Source organism: Amycolatopsis silviterrae (genome assembly GCF_042684085.1).
Classification (GTDB): domain Bacteria; phylum Actinomycetota; class Actinomycetes; order Mycobacteriales; family Pseudonocardiaceae; genus Amycolatopsis; species Amycolatopsis silviterrae.
On the sequence record NZ_JBHUKS010000035.1, the window covers coordinates 143,502 to 163,029 of the forward strand.

The window sequence follows — 19,528 nt, forward strand, 5'->3', positions numbered from 1 at the left end:
ACGAACGGGTGCGGGACTCGGCTACGGTGCCGCTCATGATCACCAAGAACAGAACATTCCGGGCGTCAGCGCTGACTGCCGGAATGGCCTCGCTGGCCCTCCTCGCCAGCTGCGGCGGCGGCTCGGGCGCGGACCCCGCCGCCTCTCCCGCCGCCGACGCGAAACCCCAGATCACCGACCCCGCGGTGCAAGCCGCGGCCCTGCGGACCGTGGATCCGTGCGCGCTGCTGGACAGCAAAACCCTCGGCAGCGTCGGCACTCCGGACCAGGCGAGCCTGTCCTCCTCCGAATGGGGCGAGTGCAGCGTCGACGTCAAGGACGCCGGCGGCAAGAAAGTCGAGCTGGTGCTGCGCGTCGGCGACCAGCTGATCATGTCGAAGGACCCGGTCGAGAAGCTCGAAGGCCTTCCGCTGGTCGTCGACGCCGACAAGCCCGGGTCATGCTGGGTCTCGGTCGTGACGTCGTTCGAACAGTCGCTGGGGATCACCTTCCAGACCAAGTCCCCCGGCGACGCCTGCGCGCCCGGCCGCACCGCGCTGACCAAGGTCGTGCAGGCCCTGCACAGCACTCCGCCGCAGTACAAGCAGGTGCCCGGCTCCGTGCTGACGACCGACCCGTGCGCGGCGGCGGACAAGCGGGCCGTGGAGACCGCGCTGGGGCAGAAGTCCTTTGTGGAGCCCAAGAGCCTGCACGAATGCGACCTCTGGTCCGGCGACGACACCCACTACCCGCAGGTTTCGGTGCGCCTGTACCAGGGCCTGCCCGCCGACGCCGAGGACGGCCAGTCCGCTGACCTCGGAGGTGGCGTCACGGCCATCCAGAAGAAGGACGAGGACAGCAGTGTAGTCAGCTGCGACGCGACCTGGCGCAAGGTCGAGACCCCGAAGGAAGACGAGGCGCACGGGTACGGCGAGATCGTCTCCGTGCAGTTCAGCGGCGAGCCGGAAAGCGGCCTAGACACCGCCACCGCCTGCACAAAGGCGGTCGCCGTGGCCAAGACAGTGGTGCCTTCACTGGGCCACGCCTGACAGTTCGCGGTCGCGCGGGCCTTTGGGGGCCGTGTTTCGCGGAGGCGAGCGCGCCGCGCGCCCGGTCCGGCCACCGGGCGCGTGGCGGTTCTACTGCTCGTCGAGCGGCAGCGCCCGCCCCAGAATCGCGAACGGCCGCGGGTCGCCGGTGAACTGGTAGTCGCGCAGGACGTCGACGAATCCCATGCGCCGGTACAGCTTCCACGCCCGGCTCGTGCCCTCCGGCGTGGAAAGCAGGACGTTCGCGCTGGGAACGCCGTCGAGCAGCCGGCGCAGCAGGTCCTCGCCGATCTGCTTGCCCTGGTTCTCCGGGCGCACGTGGATCTCGGTGAGCTCGAAGTAGTCGGTCAGCCAGCGCTCGGCTTCCTCGTTCCCGGAACGGCGGATGAGCCCGTGCCGGACCTGCTCGTGCCACCACTGCCCGGCACGGCCCTTGTACCCGTACGCGACGCCGAGCAGCACCCCGTTGTCATCGAGGGCGGCCATGCAGCGCCAGCCCTCGCGCAACGCGTGCGTGAGCCACATCGGCGCGCGCTGCTCGGCCGTGCCCTCGGGGTAGCGCATGGCGTTGACGTAGATCGCCAGCGCTTCCGGCAGCCGGGACCGGAATTCGTCGGCGGAGAGCTGCACGTAGCGGGAGCATCCGGAGGACATCGCGGTCACAGTCGACCATCCTCCCCTTCGCCCGCGAGATCGCCAGGGGTGCCCCCGGTGAGCGTGACGAGCGCGTCAAACGTCGTCGGAAAGACCGATTTCGGATGCCCCGCCGCGGCCCAGACCTCCGGGTGCCCGCGCAAGGCGGTGTCCACGAGCGTGACGAGCTTCGCCGGATGCCCCACCGGCGCGACACCCCCGATCGGCTGCCCAGTGTGCACCCGGACGAACGCCGCGTCCGCCTTGCCGACCTCGGCAACACCAGCGAGTTCAGCCAGCCGGGCCTCCCGCGCCCGATGCGCCCCCGACGTGAGCGCGAGCAACGCGACCTCGGCCCCGCCGGCCGTGCGCGCACGAAAGACCAGGCTGTTGGCGATAGCGCCGACCGGTACGCCGAGCGCCTCCGCGGCCTGCGCGGCAGTGCGCACCTCAGCGGGCAGCACCCGCACTCCGTCGGCGGCGGCGTGCTGCCCGGCCTCGCTCAGCGCAGCGGTGACCTTGGCGACAGCGGGATGGTCTTGGGTGCTCACCCGGTTATGAGACCACGCCGGTGCGGCCGTGTCCCGCACCACGTGCCCGGATTCCACCGGCGGGGTTGAGTGGACCCGCCGGCGCGGCTACTCTGGAAACAGATCGAACAGACGTTCGATATCCGGTGGGAGAGCACCGGCCGGTCCCGGGGTGGGGGAAGCACCTCGGGCCCCGGCCGGCCCGCCCGAGCAGGAGGAGGGTCGCCATGTCGGTCTCGGCCGTGTCCCCCGCGGACCGCGCTTCCGAGGGACGCCCCGCCACGGACCGTCCCGCTGCGGATCGCGCTGCCATGGACCGTCCTGTCACGGATCGCGCTGTCACGGGCCGCGTTGCTGCGGATCGCGCTGTCACGGATCGTTCTGCCGTGGACCGCGCTGCCACGGATCGTTCCGGCACGGACCGCGCCGTCGCAGACCGTCCCGCTATGGATCGTTCCGCCGTGGACCGCGCCACCGTGGACCGCCCCGGCGCGGCAGGCGAACAGCTGACTCTCGGCGAGCCGACCGGGCCCGCCGAGCCTGCCAGCGCTGACCAATCCGCAGCCGCCAGCTCCGGGCAGCCGTCCGCGCCGAAAATCGGTTCCACCGCGTCGGCGACCAGTTCTCCTTCCACCCCGGCCACCAGGCCAACCGTCCACCACGTCCCCGAAACCGCCCCGGCCCGCCCCAGCTCCCCAGCCCCCCGGCAGGTCGTCCACCGCACGCGGGCCGCCGTCCGGCCCTCCGCCGAACCACCCGCCCGCCGCTCCGGCGCACAGGGCCAGCCGCAACTCCCCCTTACCCTGCGCCCGCCAGCCCCTCCCGAAGCGGTAACCCTGCTCTCCCAAGCCAATCGCGGCCTAGACCACGCGGAAAACGAGCGAGACCCAGCCGAACGCTTCATCGGTGCCTACCTCGCCGCCCTGCGCGGCGCCGGTGCGGTGCTCGCCGTCCGAGGCCGCCCGCGCCGGGGCCGGAGCCGCCCGGCCAGCGGCTGGGTACTGCTCGACGCCGTGGCCCCCGAACTGCGCGAATGGTCGGCGTTCTTCGCCGCCAACTCCGAAACCCGCGCCGCCGCCGAAGCCGGCATCACCGGCCGCGTCGACGCCGAGCTGGCCGCGGGCCTGCTGCAGGCGACCGCCCAGTTCCTCGAACTGGTCCGCCGGGTCGTGCACGGCCTGCCGATGTCCGGGGAAGCCCATGTCGCGTGAACTCGGCACGGTCGACCACGGCCGGTTGCTCGAGGCGTTCTCCGCGGAAGCCCAGCTGCTAGGGGAAGTGGCGCACTCGGCGTCCCCCGATTCGCCGGTGCCCACCGCCCCAGGCTGGACGCTGAACGAGCTGCTCCGGCACGTAGGCACCGTCTACTGGCAGACGCTCGGCTGGATCCGCGAAGGCCGCCGTCCAGAACCCTGGCGACGCGAGCCCTTGCCCGGCCAGCCAGTGGCAGATTTCTACGCCGCCGCCCGCACCGAACTGGACACCGAACTAGCCGCCCACGCCCCGACCGCCCGAGCCGCCACCTGGTGGCCCGCCGACCCGACCCACGGCTTCTGGCGCCGCCGGATGCTCCACGAAACCCTCGTACACCGAGTGGACGCCGAAAATGCGGCCGGAACAGGCGAATCGACAGTCCCGGACGACCTAGCCGCCGACGGCGTAGACGAGGCCCTCACCCTCTACTTCGGACACAAGCTCACCACCATGGGCATCTCCGGAACCCGAAACGGCACAGTGGGTTTCCACACCGGCGGCCACAGCTGGATAGCAAGAGCAGGCCCCGGCGAGACCGAAGCCTGGCGCTGCTCTCCCCGAGACGCCGACGCGGCGGACGCGATAGTCACCGGCTCACCCGCGAACGTCTACCTCTGGCTCTGGGGCAGAGTCCCAGTAACCATGGTCCACACCGACGGCGACCACGAGCTGTCCGCCCAAACCTGGGCCCTGCTGCGTCTGGCCACCCGGTGACCGCCGCGTAGAACCGAAAGCGGGGAAGCTTCCCGGTTCTTACCGGCCACCGGCTGCGATCCAGGATGTTCCGGCAAGCGCGAAACCTCGCGCTTGCCGGAACTGTTCCCTCAGCCGAGCGTGTCGACCAGGTGCCCGAGCGCAGTCGCCACATGGGTGCGCCGCCCCGGGAAGACACTGATCCGCCGGGTGTCTCCCATCACGAAAACCAGAAGCCGTCCCCGCCCGGCCAGATCGATCAGACACCCCGGCGCACTCCACGTGCGCTCCCCGCGGCAACCCCGACCCGCCGCCCGGACGGGCGCATTGCACGTGTGCTCTCCACCGCTACTCTGGCCTGCTGCCCGGACGGGCGCACTGCACATGCGCTCCTCACGGCAACCCCGGCCCGCTACCCGGACCGGCGGATCGCACGTGTGCTCCCCGCGGCAACTCTGGACAGGCGGACTGCACGTGTGTTTCCCGCGGCAACCCTGGCCTGCTGCCCGGATGGGCGGATCGCACGTGTGCTCCCCGCGGCAACCCTGGCTCACTGCCCGGACCGGCGGACTGCATGTGTGCTCCCCACCGCAACCCCGGCCCGCCGCCCGGAGCTGATGCACCGCGTCCGGCTTCTCCCGCATCAAAAGCCGGAACTCGGCGGACTTCTCCGCGAACTCGGCAAGCAAATCCCCGGCCCCGCAATCCCGGCCGATCTCACCAGGGTCCTTCGGCACTCCCCACGGCTTCACCCGGGCAGGCGGGCACGTCGGCAGCGCATCCGCCACACTCGAGGCCAGCTCGGCCGGCCGAACCGGATCGAGGCGCACCGTCTCGCCATCCGCGATCAGCCGAACCGCGTCCATCCCAGACACCGCGCTCAGCACTCCGGCGGCGGATCCGACTTCGGAATCGAGGCTGTCCCAGCAAAACACCTCGCGCCGAGCAGCGCCAAGAACCCCGAGCGTCCGCAGATAACGCGGCTCGAGCACACCGTCGTCCCCAGCCAGCCCGAGCCGGACCAGCACCTCGAGCCCCCGCTGCGGATTGTTCCAGCCGGACTGACCCGGTTCGACCACAACAGGAAGCTCACCGAGCCCCGCCAACTCCCAAGACGCCAAAAACGCGAACCGCGGCATTCGCACCGGCCGACTGATGACAGTCACCGCGCCGCGACGCAACCCCCGATATTCATAACGCCATCATGCCACTCGAACTCGGCGAGACGGACACTCTCGACAAGACTGCCGCCGCCACACGGCCAGACCCATTCCCCGCGACATCACTTCTCGAACACCTCGCCGATCGTCTCCCACGCCGCGCGGTGTGCTGCTCGATCCTTGCCGAGTGTCTTCCGCGTCGTTGCGCTGCTCGATCCTCCCCGAACGTCCCCCGCGCCGCGTACTGCCCGATTCTCGCCGATCGTCTCCCACGCTGTGTGCAGCTCGATCCTTGCCGAGCGTCTTTCGCGTTGTTGCGCTGCTCGGTCCCTCCTGAACCTCTCCCGCCCCGTGCGCTGTCCAGACCTCCCCGAACGCCCGATGTTCCGCCCGCACCGCTTCGCAACTCCGACCGCACCAGCCGCCTGTCCCGGACAACCCCGCCTGCGCCTCCGATTCGACGCCGTTTTTGTCGGTCCTCCCCACTATCGTGGACGACATGCCAACGCACCTGGTCAGCCTGGTCACAGCGGCCGAACACCCGGCAGCTCTGGCCCGGTTCTGGGCCGGCCTGCTCGGCTGGCAGATCGCCGCCGAAGTCCCGGGGGAGGGCACCGTCCAGGCCCCGCCTGGCGACGGCTGCGAAATCGGCCTGGCCTTCGTCCCGGCGTCCCAGCCGAAGAACGGCAAGAACCGCCTCCACCTGGACCTCTCCAGCACCTCCGTCCAGCACCAGCGCGAAACGGTCGCCCGAGCCGTTTCCCTGGGCGCCCGCCCGATCGACATCGGTCAGCACGACGTCCCGTGGACCGTTCTGGCCGACCCCGAAGACAACGAGTTCTGCGTCCTCGAACCCCGCGCCGAATACGCCGAATCCGGTTCCTTGGCAGCGATCGTCGTCGATGCGCAAGACCCCGCGCGTCTCGCCCGCTTCTGGTCCTCGTTCACCGCCTGGCCAGTCGCCGCCGACGAACCCGCCATCACCACGCTGCGCAACCCCACCGGCCGCGGCCCCGCGCTCGAGTTCCTTCGCGCGCAAACCCCGAAGCACGGCAAAAACCGGCTTCACCTGGACATCGCTACCAACCACGACGACGACCACGCCGCCGAAACCCGCCGCATCCTGGCCGCCGGTGCCCGCGAGATCGGCCTTGCCCAAGGCACCCCCGGAGCAGTCTTCGCCGACCTGGAAGACAACGAATTCCGGCTGCTCGCCCCACGCTGACCGCCTTCGCAGGTTTCGCGCGGATCACCATTTCCGGGAAACCTCTGACACACCCGAAACACCACAGGAGGCCGTCGGTTACGTGCGCCGGAGACGGTGTGTGCCATGAACACGCCACCAACGCGCCGCAATCTCCTCGCGACCTCTGCTTCCGACGGACCAGCGAGCCTCCCGCCCGTCAGTTCCGAGCGGAAGCCCCACCGTCCCGCCGAAACCACCCATGCCTGGCGAGTACGCATCCGATCCGACGACCAGCCCGAAACCCTTGCCCGCTTCGCGATCCGGCTGGCAGACCTCGAGTGCCGCATCCTCGGCCTCACGAGACACCCCGTACCCGGCGGCGTACTGGACGAATTCGTGCTGCGCCCCGCGAACGGCCTGCCCCAGCATCTTCTCGTAGACGCCATCCGCGACGAAGGCGGCGAATGCCTGGGGATGACCGAAACCGTCATCCGTGAAGTCCGCGCCCCGGCAGGTGCCGCGCATGCTGTCGAGGAGTCGATCGCTGATGCTGCCGCCCGTGAACTCCGTGCCTCTACGTCTGCTGAGGAGGCACCGATCGCTGAAGCTGCGGTACACGAACTTCGCGCCTCGGGGCATGCTGCGGAGGAGTCGATCGCTGACGCCGCCGCCCGAGAACTCCTTGCCCCGGCGGCGGATGCGTTAGCCGCTGGCCGGGAGACAGCTTCCGGAGCCGCCGTTCAAGAATCCGATGCTCCGTCGACCGCTGCGGAAGATACGCACGCCGAGGAATTCCGGCGGGAACTGCGCACATCTGCGGAAACCTTCTTTCCCGCAGATCGAGAGGCGACTGCCGAAACCAGCGCCAGCGGGCTTCGCGACCCAGCCATAACCGCGCTCACCGCCGCTCAGCAGGCGGTCATTGACCCCGGTCGCCGTGCGCCGATGTTGCGGCTCGTGCTGTCCGCCGACCTCGTCACGCTCGTCCCGGCGAGCGAGGCCAATCCGGGGCGTGGCGAAGGCGGGCACCGAGCGGTTTTCCCGGCTGGCGACGGGCAGGCTTTCGTCGCCCGGCGGCGGTGGGTGCCGTTCGCCGAAGCCGAACTCGCTCAGGCCGCGGCGTTTCTAGAGTTGCTCGCCGTGGCGCGGCAGAATCTGGCCGGTCCGGTGGTGCTCGACCGTCCGGACGGGGCCGCGGTTGTGCTGCGGCTTGGCACTCCGCGGGACGTCGATGCGGTCGGCGCGGTGCATCTTCGCTGTTCAGCGAAGACTTTGTTCAATCGCTACCACACTGGCCTGCGCACGGTTCCCCGGAAATGGCTGCACCGGTTGCTCATGCCGCCGCGCGGATCCAGCGTGCTCGCGGTGTGCGGCCGGGACGTGATCGGGTTCGGGCAGCTGATTCCGCAGCGCGACGGCACCGCCGAGGTATCGCTCCTCGTCGAGGATGCCTGGCAGCGACAGGGAATCGGCACGGCGCTGCTCGCTCGGCTGGTCGCCCTCGCCGGAGTCGACGGGATCACGGAACTGACCGCGGTCCGTCTTCCGGGCAATGACGCCATGACCCGCACTGCGGCCCGCGCCGGGCTGTATGTCGAGTCCAGTCCGGACGACGGCACGGTGCTTCGCCTCTTCGCCGGAGCTGCTGCCCGGATGCCGTGGAACGCGGTCAGCGGTTCCAGAACCAGTCTTTGCCCCGCGCCTCGCGCAGCGCCTGCTTCTTCCGCTCGGGAGTGAGCCGGTCGAGGTACAGCTTTCCGTCGAGGTGGTCGGTTTCGTGCTGGAGGCACTGGGCCAGCACATCGACGCCCTCGACCTCGATCGGCTCGTTGCGCAGGTCGACGCCGCGCACCACGGCGTGCTTCGCGCGGACTGTCGGGAACCACAGCTCCGGCACGGACAGGCAGCCCTCGCCGATTTCGTGCGTCTCCTCGGAGAGGTGGGCGATCTCCGGGTTGATCACGTACCCGGTCAGCCCGCCGACGTCGTAGCTGAACACCCGCAGCCCGACCCCGATCTGCGGTGCCGCGAGCCCGGCCCGGCCCTCCGGCTGCACGCTGTCGAGGAGGTCCTTCACCAGCGCCTCGATCTTGCTGTCGAACGTGGTCACCGGGTCGCACACGGACTTGAGCACCGGGTCACCGAAGTAGCGCAACTCGCGCATCGCCATGATCGAACGTCCTTATATCCACCGAGGGGCCACGCGAAGTCTAGTGACACCACCTGCTTCCCCGATGCGGGTCCACCGATCACGCCCGCTCGCCGCCCGACGGAGCCGACGGATCGGCGGCACCATCGGACCGGCCGAGGCTGCTGTTCCCGGGGCGAAACCGTGCAGGATCAAGCTCTCAAACGGAGTCCCTTCGGAGTCGCGCGGAAGCCGGCTTCCTGCAGGATCTCGGCCAGTTCCGACGTGAGGGCGTGTTCGCCGTCCGCACGTTGGACGGCCAGCTGACCCAGCCAGCCTTCCTGGACCGCGGTCGACAGCGCGGCCGCGGCGGCTTGCAGCGAGCCGCGTTCCTCGGTGAAGCTCAGCAACGAGCGGCCGCCGCGTTCGACGTACAGAGCCGGGACTCCGTCGACCAGCACCGCCAGCGCTCCGGCCTTGCGCGCCGGACGGTGTTTCGTGTCGCCGGTGGCGGCAGGCCAGGACAGCGCCGCGCCGTACGGCTGTGCCGGGTCCGCGGCGGCGAGGACTACGGCGCGGGCGTTGTCGTTTCGGCCTGCGGCGGAGGGTGCGGTGCTGGAGAGCGCTCGCAGCCTGTCAACGGCGCCCTTCGCGGCGAACTGTGCGGCACCGAGACCTTCGACGACGTAGCCGCGGATGACCTGTCCGGTGTCTTCCATCCCGCGCAATACCTTGTAGATCCCGGAAAATCCGCCGGTGACCCGTTCGGTGTCGAGTGCGCCTCGGGTGAGAACGCCGTGCCGTTCGAGGAACGCCTCGGTGCGGGCATGGGCGCGGCGAGTCGGCTCGGCTTCGCGGGGCGGGGTGAGCGCCCAGCGGCCGGCTGCGGTCGGCGGCCCGGTGCGGGAGGGCATTGCCGGACGTCCGGCGCGCATGCGGGCGTACCGGCCGCGTGGTGCTTGCCGCCGCGGTTTGTGCGCGCCGTGGCCCGCGACCTGTGCGCGCAGCGGCGCGAGCGTGTCGCCGGTGACCAGCCCGGCCCACACCAGATCCCACAGCGCGGCTACTACGGCACCGTCGTCCGGCGGTTGCTCCAGGCCCGGCGTGATGCGGTCGACGAGCTGCCGGAAGAACAACGCTCCTCCTTCCAGCGTCGTGACGATCGCGTCGTGCAGCGGGCTGGACGGCGGATTCTCCTCGACCTCGGGCAGCAGCAGATCCGCGACGTCCGACGGAGCCAGCGCCAGCCAGCCGTCCCCGCCGGAGAGCGCGCCGCAGCCCGCCCAGGTGACCTCGCCCGCGGCAGTGAGCTCGTCGAGCAGCGCGGGGGAGTAGCCCGGCAACCGGCTCGGCAGGATGAGCGATTCCACCGCGCTCGCCGGCAACGGCGCACCGGCCAGCTGTTCGACCACCGACAGCACGTCGTCGGCGGTCGGCGCGGACCGCAGGCGCGCGCCGATTCCGTGCCACGCGGGCAGGAACCGGCCCAGCGCCGCCGGTTCCACGGGCTCGACCTCGGCCCGCAGCCGAGCGAGCGACGCGCGCCGCAACCGCCGCAACACGGCCGCGTCGCAGTATTCGACGCCCACGCCATGGGTTTCCGGATGCCCGACCGGACTCAGCTCGCCGCGCACGAGCCTGCCTTCGCCGGTGAGCCGGTCGAGCACACCGGTGACGACGGCCGTGCCCAGCCCGAACCGGTCCGCCGCGGCCGTCGCGGAGAACGGACCGCGGGTCCGCGCGTAGCGGCCGAGCAGGTCGCCCAGCGGATCCGCGACCGGCTCGGTGAACGCCTCGGGCACGCCGACCGGAAGCGCGACGCCCAGCGCGTCCCGCACCCTTCCGGCGTCCTCGATGGCCAGATACCGCTCCTCGCCGCCGATGCGCACCTGGATCGCACGCCGTGCCGAGGCGAGTTCTGCCAGCCATTCCGGCTGGATCCCGCGCTCGGCGGCCTCTGCCACCGAGAGGTCGCCGAGGAACCGCAGCAGATCGGCGGCGTCCTCCGCCGACCGGGCGTGCCGATCCGGATCGAGCCGCTGCAGCGACCGTTCGACCTCGGCCACCGCCTCGGGGTCGAGCAGTTCGCGAATCGCTTCCGTGCCCAGCAATTCGGCCAGCAGCGCGGAATCCAGCGACAGCGCCGCTGCCCGCCGTTCGGCCAGCGGGGCGTCCGTCTCGTACAGGAACATCCCGACGTACCCGAACAACAGGCTCCGGGCGAACGGCGACGCGGCCGGCGTCTCCACCTCGACCAGCCGCACCTTGCGCGCCCGGACGTCCGACATCAGCTCCCGAAGGCCGCCGACGTCGTAAACGTCCTGGAGGACCTCGCGCATGGCCTCCAGCACGACCGGGAACCGCTCGTACTTCGCCGCCACCGACAACAGCTGCGATGCCCGTTGCCGTTGCTGCCACAGCGGGGTGCGCCGCCGCGGATCACGGCGCGGCAGCAACAGCGAGCGGGCCGCGCACTCCCGGAACCGCGCCGCGAAGACCGCCGAGCCGCCGACCTCCGCCACGATCAGCTGCTCGACCTCCTCCGGGTCCAGCAGGACGTCGTCGGCGCCGATGGTGACTTCGCCGCCTTCGGCGTCGAGTGCGTCGGGCAGCCGCAGCACGATGCCGTCGTCGGAGTGCGCCACCTGGGCGTCGACACCGCGGTTTTCCCGCAGCCGCGCGGCGATCGCGAGCGCCCACGGAGCGTTCACCTGCGCGCCGAACGGCGAATGCAGCACGATCCGCCAGTCGCCCAGCTCGTCCCGGTAGCGTTCGAGCAGGATGACGCGGTCGTTGGGCACGTGCCGGGTCGCCGACTTCTGTTCTTCCAGATACGCCAGCAAATTGTCGCAGGCGCGCTGGTCGAGACCGGCCGCGGCGGCCCGGTCCCGAGCCGCCGGAGTGTCCGAAGTGGACAGTTCACGGACGAACGCGCCGAGCGCCCGCCCCAGTTCCAGCGGCCGTCCCGCGGCGTCGCCCTTCCAGAACGGCATCCGGGCGGGCTGGCCGGGGGCGGGCACGACGATCACCCGGTCATGGGTGATGTCGGTGATCCGCCACGACGAGGTGCCGAGCAGGATCGTGTCGCCGACCCGCGACTCGTACACCATCTCCTCGTCGAACTCGCCCACGCGCGAGCCGGGTTTGCCCTCGTCGCCCGGCGTCATCACGGTGAACAGCCCGCGGTCGGGGATCGTGCCGCCGGACGTGACGGCCAGCCGCTGCGAACCCGGCCGTCCGTTCAGCTCGCCGCCGACCCGGTCCCACGTGATCCGCGCCCGCAGCTCGCCGAACTCCTCGCTCGGGTAGCGGCCGGCGAGCATGTCGAGCACCGCGTGCAGCGCGTCGTCCGGCAGCGAGCTGAACGGCGCCGCCCGCCGGACCAGCGTCGCCAGCTCCGGCACCGTCCACGGTTCGAGCGCCACCATCGCCACGATGTGCTGGGCCAGCACGTCGAGCGGGTTGCGCGGGTACCGCACCGCCTCGATCGCCCCGGTCGCCATCCGTTCCGCGACCACCGCGCACGACACCAGGTCGCCGCGGAACTTCGGGAACATCACGCCGGACGACACCGCGCCGACCTGGTGCCCGGCCCGGCCGACGCGCTGCAGCCCGGACGCCACGGTGGGCGGCGCCTCGATCTGCACGACCAGATCCACCGCGCCCATGTCGATGCCGAGTTCGAGCGACGACGTGGCCACCACGCACGGCAGCCGCCCGGACTTCAGTTCTTCCTCGACATGGGTGCGCTGCTCGCGGGACATCGAGCCGTGGTGCGCCCGCGCGATCACCGGATCCGCCCCGGACGTGACGCCGGACTGCCCGACCGCCTCGGCCGGGAACGCGTCGCCCTGAGCCAAGCTTCCCTGAGCCAGGCCGGCCTGCTCGGACGCCAGTTCGTTGAGCCGCGCGGTGAGCCGTTCGGTGAGCCGCCGCGAGTTGCCGAACACGATGGTGGAGCGGTGCGCGCGGATCAGCTCCAGCACCCGTTCCTCGACCGCGGGCCAGATCGACGGCCGCTGCACCGCCGCGCCCGAGACCTCCTCCTGGGTGCCGATCCCGCCTTCGGACGGCAGCTGCGACAACGACGTGAGGTCGTCGAGCCGCTCCATCGGCGACGGAGCCGGGCCGTCGAGGTTCGCCATGTCCTCGACCGGCACCTCCACCCGCACCCGGATCGTCTTCGCGAGCTTGGGCTGCACGACGGTGACCGGGCGGCCGCCGGCGAGGAACGCGCTCACCTCGTCGATCGGGCGCACCGTGGCCGACAATCCGATGCGCTGGGCCGGTTTGGGCAGCAGCGCGTCGAGCCGTTCCAGCGACAACGCCAGGTGCGCGCCGCGTTTGCCGCCCGCGACGGCGTGCACCTCGTCGACGATGACCGTCTCGACGCCCTTCAGCGACTCCCGCGCCGACGACGTGAGGATGAGGAACAGCGACTCCGGCGTGGTGACCAGCACGTCCGGCGGGGTCTTCCCGAACGACCGGCGCTCGGCCGCCGTGGTGTCGCCGGTGCGCATGCCGACCTCGATCTCCGGCGCGGGCAGGCCGAGCCGGTGCGCGGCCTGGGAGATGCCCGCCAGCGGCGCGCGCAGGTTGCGCTGCACGTCGACCGCCAGCGCCTTCAGCGGCGAGACGTAGAGGATCCGGCACCGCTCGCGCGGGTTCGCCGGCGGCGGTTCCGCCGACAGCCGGTCCAGTGCCCACAGGAACGCGGACAGTGTCTTGCCGGACCCGGTGGGCGCCACGACCAGGGCGTGCTGCCCGGCGTGTGCGGCCCGCCAGGCCCCTTCCTGCGCGGCCGTCGGGGCGGCGAAGGCTCCGGCGAACCAGGTGCTGGTCGCCGGGGAGAAGAGGTCGAGGACGTTGTTTGCCACGGGATCCATCATGCGCGGCACCCCCGACAATTTCCGGGGCCGGGACAGGGCGCCCCGGGCCGGATCCCCTCGTGTGGGTGACGGAGGGAGTTGAACTGCGTCGCTCCTGGCCCGCTGGCCCCGCTTTATGCTCGCCTGGCAGTATCTTCGCGTCCGTGAGGGGAACCCTGGGGGAATCAGATTCCCCCAGGGTTCCCCTCACGGACCGCAAACCCGCTCCTGCCGCCCGGACCGGACCGCTGACCGCAACGTCAGTGCTGACTGCCGCTTGATCTGGGCAGACGCACCTCAAGCGCAGCCGCAGCGCCGCCTTAGGTCTCTGGCGTTGGGGTGACGGACCGGCTTAGATCGCGTACTTCCACACGGTCAGCGAATAGGCCGAATACCAGGCCCCGATCAGCACGAACACGGTCGTCGCGGCGATCATCGTGGACTTCTTGCGCCCGGCCAGCCCCATCGCGACGGGCAGCAGGAGCGCGAAGTCGGGAAGGAGGAACCTCGACTTCAGAGCGGGCAGCCCGGCACTGCAGAGGACCAGCACGACGACCCCCACCGCGTACGCGGCCAGCGGCCACGGAATCCGGCGGCCGGTCACGGAGACGACCGCGAGCGCGATCGCGGCGACCGTTACGAGCACCACGAGCGTTTCCCACGCGTTGCCCGAGGTGAAGAGCGTCTGCGTGATCCACTTCCAGGCTTCGGCCCCGCCGTCGAAACGCGTGTTCCAGCCGCGAAGCTCCACGTCCTGCCAGCCGGTCAAGCTGCCGGTCTGCACCGCGACGAACATCCAGTACCCGAGCAACCCGAGCGGCGCGACGAAGACGCACACCAGCGCGTTCCACCGCTGTCTGTTCCGCCACACGTCGACAGCCGCGGCGATCACCACGACAGCGACCAGTACGCACGCAGTTGACCGGGTGAGCCCGGCGAAGAGCGTCGCGGAAGCGGCGAGGTACCACTTGCGTTCGAGCACGCCGACCAGCGCCCACGCGGCGAGCGCGGTGAAGAGCGCCTCGGTCATCACCATGCTCTCGGCGATCGCCATCGGCGCGGCACCCCACAACGCCGCGAGCAGCAACCCCGCTCGCTGACTGTGGACGTGCCGGCCGATCCGGTACATCGCCGTCGCCGCCGCGATTCCGGCGAGCGTCGACAGCAGGATGCCTGCCCCGAAGTAGGACACCCCGGGCAGCTTCGCGAGCATGCCGGTCAGGGCCGGATACAGCGGGAAGTAGCCGTACGCCGCGTCGGGATACGGCAGCCCGGCGGCGTCGAGCGGATTGCTCACGCCGGCGTAGCTGTGCTCCGCGATCTGCAGGTACCACCAGCCGTCCCAGGACTGCAGCCGTTCGCCGAGCGGCAGGTCCCTGGGCGCGGCCATGGCGGCGAGCGCGGCGAGGCCGACCAGCCGCACCACGAGGTACAGGACTGCCGCGCGTACGTAACCGGAACGGCTCCATCTGCCTACCGGACTGGCGGCGGCTGTCTGTTCAGGCTGTTCTCGGCGGGTCTTGTCCACTAGCTCTGTCATTACCTCCCCGTCCTCGGAAGACGAGACGTTCCGTCGCTTCCCGGGGTTGCGCGCGTCGCGAGTTTCGCGGGTCCGCACGCACGGTGACCGGGCACGTGGCAGCATCTCCGCCAGCACTGCTTGAGTCGAGGGGAAATTACTGTGCGGATCCTGTCGGTGGACCTCGGGACGTCCAACACCGTTGCCGTCCTTTCCGCGCACGGCAGGCCGCCTCGCGTCGTAGAGGTCGACGGGTCGGCCAACATGCCCTCCGCGGTCTTCGCCGGCGAAGACGGCACGCTCATGGTCGGCAGGGACGCCGAACGTCGTGCGCGTCTCGACCCGACGCGGTTCGAGCCCAACCCTAAACGGCGCATCGACGAGCAGACGCTGCTCCTCGGCACGGATGTCGTGCCGGTCAACGAAGCGCTCGCCGCGATCCTTCGCCGGGTGCTCGACGAGACCACCCGCCAGCTCGGCGGCGAGCAGCCGGACGAGGTTCGGCTCACCCACCCCGCGCAGTGGGGTCCGGTGCGCCGCAACGTATTGCTGAGCGCGGCGCGGCTCGCCGGCTTTCGCGGAAACATCGTCCTCGTGCCGGAGCCAGTCGCCGCCGCGGCGCACTTCGCTTCGTTCCCTGAGCGCGCGCTGGCTCCAGGGCAGGCTCTCGCGGTGTACGACCTCGGCGCGGGCACGTTCGACGTCGCAGTCGTCGGCGCGAACCAGAACGGCTACACAGTGCTCGCCGAAGACGGACTGCCTGACCTCGGCGGCCTCGACGTCGACCAGGCGCTGATGGTCCACGTTGGACGTGAGGTGTCGCACTCGGACCCACAGCGTTGGCAGAGGCTGCTTCGTCCCGAGTCCACTGCGGACCGGCGTACGCGACGCGCGCTGCAAGAAGACGTGAAGGCCGCGAAGGAGGCACTTTCTCGGCATCCGCAGACAGAGGTGCCGATGCCGGAGCCGTTCAAGGACGTGCTCGTCACGCGCGGAGAGCTTGAAGGCTTGGTGCGTCCGGCGATGCTGCGCAGTGTGGAACTGCTGTCGCGGACGCTGCGTGCGGCTGGGCTCACTTCGGACCGTCTCGCCGGCATCTACCTCGTCGGAGGTTCGAGCCGCTTGCCGCTGGTCGGGTCGATGATCGCGGAGAAGCTTGGCGTTGTGCCCACGAGTCTCGACCAGCCTGAGACGGCCGTCGCGCTGGGTGCGCAGCACGTTGCTAAAGACGGACTGTCGATGCGTACGCAGAACGTCGAGGGCCAGGTGGCTTCAGGCGCGCCGTACGCACCGCCTGCCGCGCCACAGGGCAACTACCCGCCGTACGCGCAGCCGCAGCCGCAACCGCAGCAGATGCCGCCGTTCCAGCCTTCGCCGGCACCGTCGAACTTCCCGACGTACACGCCTGCTGCGCCGGAGAAGAAGAGCCGCACCAAGCTGTTGATCGGCATCGCGGCGGCCGTGGTGGTCGTGCTCGCGGCGGGGCTGACCGTGTTCCTGACCACACAGGGTTCGTCGGTGCAGACGTACAGCGCTGACGACTGCCGTACGCCGGGGCAAGCCGACTCGTCCGGCCTGACCGGCTGCATGCGTCAGCTGGCCGGCAAGGTCGCTGACAACGGCGGCTGTGCGCCCGGCACGGGCAACGGCCCGGCCGCACCGGCGAAGAGCCTCGGGGCCGCGTCGACGTGCGCCGCGCCGGGACGTGCGGGCACTCAGGTGACGTACGTGCAGGGACAGTCGGCAGCGGAGCTGAAGCAGTACACCGACGGACTGCTCTCCTCCGCGGGCGGCGACCGCACCGAAGCGGACTGGAAGGGCAACGCCCTCGAAGGGCACTACTCGGCGGCAGCCGGGCAGTCGTCGGCGGTTCTCGTGTTCACCGTGAAGGACCGGCCCCTCGTCGGGTTCCTCTACCAGGTGAATTCAGGCGGCCAGGCGGCCACGCCGGGTGCGCTGGCCGACTACTTCGAGCAGAACGTCCAGCCGGGGGAGTGATCCCCGCCGGAGCGGGAAAGCTAGCATTCGCCCGATGCGTATCACGGTGTTCCGACGGCTGATGGCCGAGGAGTTCGGGTCCGGACGCGCCGAGATGCTCGCCAAGGACCACGTGTTCAGCGGGCTCGGCGGGCGCACGGTCGAAGAGGCGCTCGGCTCGGGAACGCCGGCCAAAGAGATCTGGCGAGCGGTGTGCGTCGAGTTCGAGGTGCCGCCGGAGCGGCGCTGACCTGCGGGTTCCAGCGCCGGGCGCGAGTGCGGGCGAAAACCTCGCCGGATGGGCGTGTCGCCGTAAACCTCGAACACCTGTTCGTCTATGGTGTTGTGCACAACGGGGCCAGCGATCCACAGATCAGTCGCCGCGCCTGGAATTGTCGGTCCCTCCCCGTAGCGTCGGACCGGACAGAGCTTGGACCCCGGACAAGCTTGATCTGGACAACCGAACACACAGGCCCCAACCAGCGAGGTGGACTTCCATGCCAGCAGCACCCGACAAGGACAAGGCGCTCGAGCTCGCCCTTGCGCAGATCGACAAGCAGTACGGCAAGGGCTCGGTGATGCGCCTCGGCGAGGACAACCGCCCGCCCGTCTCCGTGATCCCCACCGGCGCGATCGCCCTCGACGTCGCGCTCGGCATCGGCGGCCTGCCCCGCGGCCGCGTCATCGAGGTGTACGGCCCGGAGTCCTCCGGCAAGACCACGGTCGCCCTGCACGCGGTGGCGAACGCGCAGCGCAACGGCGGCATCGCGGCGTTCATCGACGCGGAGCACGCGCTGGACCCGGAGTACGCCCGGAAGCTCGGCGTCGACACCGACGCGCTGCTCGTGTCCCAGCCGGACACCGGCGAGCAGGCGCTGGAGATCGCGGACATGCTGATCCGCTCCGGCGCGCTCGACATCCTGGTCATCGACTCCGTGGCCGCGCTCGTGCCGCGCGCCGAGATCGAGGGCGAGATGGGCGACTCGCACGTCGGCCTCCAGGCCCGCCTGATGAGCCAGGCGCTGCGCAAGATGACCGGTGCGATGAACAACTCCGGCACCACGGCGATCTTCATCAACCAGCTGCGCGAGAAGATCGGCGTCATGTTCGGCTCGCCGGAGACCACGACCGGCGGCAAGGCGCTCAAGTTCTACGCCTCGGTCCGGCTCGACGTGCGCCGCATCGAAACGCTCAAGGACGGCGGGGAGCCGGTCGGCAACCGCACCCGCGTCAAGGTCGTCAAGAACAAGATGGCCCCGCCCTTCAAGCAGGCCGAGTTCGACATCCTCTACGGCGTGGGCGTCTCCCGCGAGGGCTCGCTCATCGACATGGGCGTCGACCAGGGCATTCTGCGCAAGTCGGGTGCCTGGTACACGTACGAGGGCGACCAGCTCGGCCAGGGCAAGGAGAACGCGCGGAAGTTCCTGCGCGACAACCCGGACATCGCCAACGAGATCGAGAAGCGCATCAAGGAGAAGCTCAACATCGGCCCGCAGGTCGACGCCGAGGCCGAGACGGTGCCCGCGCCGGTCGACTTCTGATCCGGGGAGGGGAGGGGATCGGCGGGTTCCCTCCCCGGTGCTCGGGCCTGGTGCCGGGCCGCCGCTGAAGCCGGAGGCCCCCGCGGTTTCGCCGTGACAGGATCTTCGGGTGCGGCGGTGTTTCGGAGGCGGTGGTCTCCTGGGGCTTCTGTGCCCGGCGAGGATTGTGTCTTCGGCTGGGTGCGGTGTGCCCGACCGGTGCGGTGTGCTTGACCGGCGCGAAGCGGTGAGCGGGTCGGTCGGTACCGGGTTGGCCGGTACCGGGATTGCCGGTGCGGGCCGGCTGGCCTGAGCCGGTAGGTCCGGGCCGGTAGGTCCGAGCCGGGTGAGTTTCGCCGGACGTGGTTCGGCCGGCGGGACTTCGCGCCGGTGCTGAGCCAGCGATGGCCGGTGCCGGTGGAAATCGGCGTCGAAACGGAGGTGCCGTCGTCCGAGGACGGCACCGGGAACGGGAGTGTGGTCGTGGCCAGGGCACCGAAGGTCGATCCGATGGAGCTGCCTCCGGAGGAACGGGCCAAGAAGGCCAAGGAGATCTGCTTCGACCTCCTCGCCGCCCGGCCGCGGGCAGTCGAGGAACTGCGGCAGACGTTGCAGCGCAAGGGTTTCGACAGCGAGACCGCGGAAACCCTGCTCGGCAAACTCGACCGCGCCGGCCTCGTCAACGACGCCGAGTTCGCCGAAGCCTGGGTTCGCGACCGGCACGCCAACCAAGGACTGTCGCGGACGGCGCTGGTCGCGGAGTTGCGGCGCAAGGGCGTCGACGACGAGATCGCGGCGCAAGCGGCGGAGGAAGTCGACCGGGACGCCGAGGAACAACGCGCCCGCGAGCTGGTGCGCAAACGGCTCAGGTCGCTCGGGAACGTTGACGAGCAGACCGCGATCCGGCGGCTGCTGGGGTTCCTCGCGCGCAAGGGCTATCCGCAAGGACTGGCGTACACGGTGATCCGCGACGAGTTGCGCGAATTCGGCGCGGAATCCAGCCTGCTGGACGACGCCACGGTCGACTGACCG

General features: G+C 70.5%; 15 protein-coding genes and 1 pseudogene. 9 read left to right on the forward strand and 7 right to left on the reverse strand.

The features are described from left to right. Positions 1-35 precede the first annotated feature (35 nt). Complete coding sequence (locus ACFSVL_RS41455) at positions 36-1,028, forward strand: DUF3558 family protein (protein ID WP_378312793.1); 993 nt, start codon at positions 36-38, stop codon at positions 1,026-1,028. A gap of 90 nt (positions 1,029-1,118) precedes the next feature. Here the strand turns inward: ACFSVL_RS41455 and ACFSVL_RS41460 are convergent, their stop codons facing one another. Beyond that, positions 1,119-1,691, reverse strand: a complete 573-nt coding sequence (locus ACFSVL_RS41460) for a GNAT family N-acetyltransferase (RefSeq protein WP_378312795.1) — start codon at positions 1,689-1,691, stop codon at positions 1,119-1,121. Next, entirely contained in the window at positions 1,688-2,212 is a 525-nt protein-coding gene (locus ACFSVL_RS41465; protein ID WP_378312797.1) for a YbaK/EbsC family protein, read from the reverse strand. Before ACFSVL_RS41465 ends, ACFSVL_RS41460 begins: the two co-directional genes overlap by 4 nt. Before the next feature lie 425 nt (positions 2,213-2,637). Here ACFSVL_RS41465 and ACFSVL_RS41470 point away from each other — a divergent pair, with 425 nt between their 5' ends. Together ACFSVL_RS41470 and ACFSVL_RS41475 are read left to right on the forward strand one after the other, a co-directional pair. Further along, positions 2,638-3,402, forward strand: coding sequence for an SAV_6107 family HEPN domain-containing protein (locus ACFSVL_RS41470; protein WP_378312798.1), 765 nt, complete (start codon positions 2,638-2,640; stop codon positions 3,400-3,402). Next, on the forward strand, positions 3,392-4,159 hold the full coding sequence (locus ACFSVL_RS41475) for a maleylpyruvate isomerase family mycothiol-dependent enzyme (protein ID WP_378312800.1): 768 nt from the start codon (positions 3,392-3,394) through the stop codon (positions 4,157-4,159). The genes ACFSVL_RS41470 and ACFSVL_RS41475 overlap by 11 nt, the downstream gene beginning before the upstream one ends. Positions 4,160-4,710: 551 nt before the next feature. On the opposite strand, the pseudogene ACFSVL_RS41480 reads toward ACFSVL_RS41475, so the two are convergent. Beyond that, positions 4,711-5,277: pseudogene (locus ACFSVL_RS41480) on the reverse strand (ESX secretion-associated protein EspG); the annotation flags it as partial. 520 nt (positions 5,278-5,797) lie between these two features. Here ACFSVL_RS41480 and ACFSVL_RS41485 point away from each other — a divergent pair. After that, positions 5,798-6,523, forward strand: coding sequence for a VOC family protein (locus tag ACFSVL_RS41485; RefSeq protein WP_378312802.1), 726 nt, complete (start codon positions 5,798-5,800; stop codon positions 6,521-6,523). Between the two features lie 78 nt (positions 6,524-6,601). On the opposite strand, the gene ACFSVL_RS41490 is transcribed toward ACFSVL_RS41485, so the two are convergent. Beyond that, a complete protein-coding gene (locus tag ACFSVL_RS41490; RefSeq protein WP_378312804.1) occupies positions 6,602-7,102 on the reverse strand; it encodes a hypothetical protein in 501 nt (166 codons plus the stop codon). A gap of 327 nt (positions 7,103-7,429) precedes the next feature. Between ACFSVL_RS41490 and ACFSVL_RS41495 the strand changes: the two genes are divergently transcribed. Beyond that, on the forward strand, positions 7,430-8,221 hold the full coding sequence (locus ACFSVL_RS41495; RefSeq protein WP_378312805.1) for a GNAT family N-acetyltransferase: 792 nt from the start codon (positions 7,430-7,432) through the stop codon (positions 8,219-8,221). Here ACFSVL_RS41495 and def read toward each other — a convergent pair. From def to ACFSVL_RS41510, 3 genes are all read right to left on the reverse strand, one after another. Then, entirely contained in the window at positions 8,154-8,654 is a 501-nt protein-coding gene (gene def / locus ACFSVL_RS41500) for a peptide deformylase (protein ID WP_370939116.1), read from the reverse strand. The two genes, ACFSVL_RS41495 and def, sit on opposite strands and share 68 nt — an antisense overlap. Positions 8,655-8,824: 170 nt before the next feature. After that, positions 8,825-13,498: an ATP-dependent helicase gene (locus ACFSVL_RS41505; RefSeq protein ID WP_378313196.1), complete on the reverse strand. Its 4,674-nt coding sequence runs from the start codon at positions 13,496-13,498 to the stop codon at positions 8,825-8,827. 334 nt (positions 13,499-13,832) lie between these two features. Further along, positions 13,833-15,020, reverse strand: coding sequence for a hypothetical protein (locus ACFSVL_RS41510; protein ID WP_378312807.1), 1,188 nt, complete (start codon positions 15,018-15,020; stop codon positions 13,833-13,835). A gap of 141 nt (positions 15,021-15,161) precedes the next feature. Between ACFSVL_RS41510 and ACFSVL_RS41515 the strand changes: the two genes are divergently transcribed. The 4 genes from ACFSVL_RS41515 (at position 15,162) to ACFSVL_RS41530 (ending at position 19,525) form a co-directional block, all read left to right on the forward strand. After that, entirely contained in the window at positions 15,162-16,997 is a 1,836-nt protein-coding gene (locus ACFSVL_RS41515; RefSeq protein WP_378312809.1) for an Hsp70 family protein, read from the forward strand. A gap of 34 nt (positions 16,998-17,031) precedes the next feature. Then, positions 17,032-17,226, forward strand: coding sequence for a DUF3046 domain-containing protein (locus ACFSVL_RS41520; protein ID WP_378312811.1), 195 nt, complete (start codon positions 17,032-17,034; stop codon positions 17,224-17,226). Between the two features lie 247 nt (positions 17,227-17,473). After that, a complete protein-coding gene (gene recA / locus ACFSVL_RS41525; protein WP_378312812.1) occupies positions 17,474-18,517 on the forward strand; it encodes a recombinase RecA in 1,044 nt (347 codons plus the stop codon). 489 nt (positions 18,518-19,006) lie between these two features. Further along, complete coding sequence (locus ACFSVL_RS41530; protein WP_378313198.1) at positions 19,007-19,525, forward strand: regulatory protein RecX; 519 nt, start codon at positions 19,007-19,009, stop codon at positions 19,523-19,525. Positions 19,526-19,528 lie beyond the last annotated feature (3 nt).